We start from the raw sequence: 3,151 nt of genomic DNA, 5'->3' as shown, positions 1-3,151 counted from the left end.
TGAGTGGCAGATTCAGAACAAGTTAGCTTGGCTTCTCGGATGAACATGATATTATCCTAGCATATCAGGGGATAAAGGCGTCCTGAAGGACGGGGCTTGAACCCCATATTTCCGGTCAATCTGGGCCTGTGCCCATGGACGGACCCGCGCTAGGTTGCTCATTTTCTAGGCCTCCTCTCGATCCAGCGTCCCGGGACCGGGCGATAAATAGTGATTAGCCGCGCTTTTTAGTTGAGGTTAGCGTTTTATCCTAAAATTTACACTATGCAAAACCCGCTTCTGCGTAGCTACGTCTATCTCGACAGTCTCCAGCCCCAGTTTGCTGCCTACCTAGGCAACATCTGCACTGGGTTTCTGCCGCTCCCAGGGGATGCCTCGCTGTGGGTAGAAATTTCTCCCGGCATGGAGATCAACCGCGTCACCGATATTGCCCTCAAGGGAGCCGTCGTGCGGCCCGGTTTGCAGGTGGTAGAGCGGCTATTTGGCAGTCTGGAAATCCACGCCAATCGTCAGGGGGAAGTCAAAACCGCTGGTCAGGCCATTCTTGACTATCTGGGGGCCAATGAGCGGGAGCGGCTCAAGCCAAAGCTCATTTCCAGCCAGATTATCCGCAATGTGGATGCCCACCAAGCCCAACTGGTCAACCGCTTCAAGCGCGGTCAGATGCTCCTAGCCGGTGAGACCCTATTTGTCATGGAGGTCGAACCAGCTTCCTACATTGCCCTTGCCGCCAATGAAGCGGAAAAAACCTCGTCTATCAATATCCTTGAGGTACTGCCCTTTGGTAGCTTTGGGCGGATGTATCTCGGGGGCGCGGAACGCGACATCCAAGTAGGAGCCGCCGCCGCCGCTGATGCGATCAATGCCGTGCAGGGCCAACTACCCGAGGATGAACGCCGGGAGTAGGTTTAGTACACCTGCTGCCCAAATTCCAGCAGCATCTCCACCAACACTGGCAGTGAAAGACCCAGCGCGTTGGTGTAGCATCCCTCAATAGTCTCAACAAGACCCGCACCGAGACCCGCCATCGAATAGCCGCCTGCCGAGTCGAAGGGTTCACCCGTGGCAACATAGGCCCGGATCTGGTCATCATCCATGGGCCGTAGTTTAACGCGGGTAGTCTGGGCGCGGGTGAGGCGTTGTTCACCTTCAACGAGGACCATGCCCGTGAGGACGGTGTGCCAGCAACCCTGCAAAGTATGGAGGCGGTGGATAGCTTTTTCGGCAGTAAAGGGTTTACCGAGTACCTGACCTTCGTAGACGACGACGGTATCGGCGGCGAGGATGAGGGCGACGGGATAGGGCACTTGTAGGGAAAGGGCCTTGCCTAGGGCATTGTGGAGGACCAGTTGCGTGGGGGGCAGGGCGTTGTCCATCAGTTCGGCGTACTGGCTGGCAAAGGCCCGGAATTCAATGTTGAGTTGGTGTAGTAATGCACGTCGCCTGGACGAAGCGGAGGCAAGCAGGAGTGAAACAGTCATGGGCTCAGATGAACAACCGCTGCGACATTACATCATATTGAATCTAGTTGACTAGCCCATGGGCGGGATTAGCTTAACGGAAATAGCCGGCGTAGGCTGTGGATGCGGTTTAAAAATAGAAATTACGCCGGGGCTAGCGTTAGGAAGTTGTTAGCCCTCCTGTCATCCGTCGCTCTAGACTGTGGGACCAGAGGTCTTGTAAGTCAGCTACGGCTTCCTGGAAAAGAACGGTCTCTCCAGCCGTACAGGTCAGATCGGTTCCGCCTACGGTCCCTAGCCAGCGAAACTCGCCGGTGTGGAGGACTCCGTTGAGGTGGGTGAGGACTTGATCGCGGTCTTGGGGGCGGATACTCACGATTATCCGGGACGGGGCTTCCCCAAAGAGGACGGCGACTCCGCTGTTAGCGGGTAGGTTAATCGTTGCGCCGAGTCCACCGGGGAAGGCTGATTCTGCCAAAGCTATCGCCAAGCCGCCCTCACTACCGTCGTGGGCCGACCGTGCCCAACCTTGGAGGATTAGGTAACGGCAGGTCTGTTGGATACGTTTCTCTTGGGCCAAGTCCACAGCGACCGGACGACCTGTAATGAGACCATGAACTACAGCGAGATACTCTGACCCGCCGAGTCCGCCGGTGAGTGGACCAAGCAGCAGGATTAGGTCTCCCGCCTGTTTGAAGTCTAGGGTGCAGGTCCGTGCTAAGTCCTCAACCAGACCGACCATGCCAATCGTGGGCGTAGGGTAAATAGCTTGGCTGCCCGTGGGTCCCTGGGTCTCGTTGTAGAGAGAGACATTCCCACCGGTGACAGGGGTATCAAGGGCACGACAGGCATCGCTGATGCCCCGGCAGCTTTCAGCGAGTTGCCAGAAGATTTCTGGGCGTTCTGGGCTACCAAAGTTGAGATTGTCGGTGACGGCGACCGGGATTGCGCCCACACAACTAAGATTGCGGGCTGCTTCAGCTACGGCTAGTTTCGCGCCCTCGTAGGGGTCGAGGTAGACCAGACGACTGTTACAGTCCACCGTCGCGGCGAGGCCCCGTCCACTCTGGGGCAAGTCCGGCACTCCGCCCATCCCAAACCCCTGCGCCCGGACACGCAGGACTGCCGCATCCCCGGCTCCCGGTACGACCAGGGAATTATTTTGAATCAGGTAATCGTACTGGTGATAAATCCACTGTTTAGAACTGATCGTCGGGCTAGCTAAAAGTTGACGCAGGACAGTTCCGGGTTGGGCCATCTGTAAATGTTCGGGGCCGGGTTGCCAAGCCCAAGCCGTCTGCACGTAGGCCGGGGGTTCCTTGAGAATGGCGTGGTGGTAGACAGGGGCGGACTCGGTGAGGGCCAAGGCCGGGACTTCGGCGACTAGAGTTCCTTTTTGGTAAACCCGGACTACGGGGTCCGCCAAGACCGCTCCCACAACAACCGCCTGGAGGCCCCAGCGCGTGAAAATCTCGATAATCTCCCCCTCTCGTCCCAATTCCCCGACGAGTAGCATCCGTTCCTGGGACTCTGAGAGCAGATATTCGTAGGCACTCATGCCCTGTTCCCGCACGGGTACTAGGTCGAGATCTAGTGAAACCCCGACCCCCTTGGCCCCGGATTTCATGATCTCCGGCAGTTCCATCAAGCCAATGGCGAGGGCATTCACTAGCGGATTGCCGTCATAGGTC

3 protein-coding genes are annotated in these 3,151 nt (G+C 57.4%); 1 reads left to right on the top strand and 2 read right to left on the bottom strand.

Annotation, left to right across the window (positions count from 1 at the left end; all coding sequences use genetic code 11):
- Positions 1-264 precede the first annotated feature (264 nt).
- Positions 265-906: a hypothetical protein gene (locus HFM78_RS04145; RefSeq protein WP_287128160.1), complete on the top strand. Its 642-nt coding sequence runs from the start codon at positions 265-267 to the stop codon at positions 904-906.
- A 2-nt stretch (positions 907-908) separates the two neighbouring features.
- On the opposite strand, the gene HFM78_RS04140 is transcribed toward HFM78_RS04145, so the two are convergent.
- Positions 909-1,481: a nucleoside triphosphate pyrophosphatase gene (locus tag HFM78_RS04140; protein WP_287128159.1), complete on the bottom strand. Its 573-nt coding sequence runs from the start codon at positions 1,479-1,481 to the stop codon at positions 909-911.
- A 139-nt stretch (positions 1,482-1,620) separates the two neighbouring features.
- A partial coding sequence (locus HFM78_RS04135) for an AIR synthase-related protein (RefSeq protein ID WP_287128158.1) occupies positions 1,621-3,151 on the bottom strand: 1,531 nt, incomplete at its 5' end.

This window comes from Candidatus Cyanaurora vandensis (assembly GCF_013285555.1).
GTDB lineage: Bacteria > Cyanobacteriota > Cyanobacteriia > Gloeobacterales > Anthocerotibacteraceae > Cyanaurora > Cyanaurora vandensis.
Note: the sequence above shows the minus strand (reverse complement) of the source record. Positions and strands in the feature narration are given on the sequence as shown.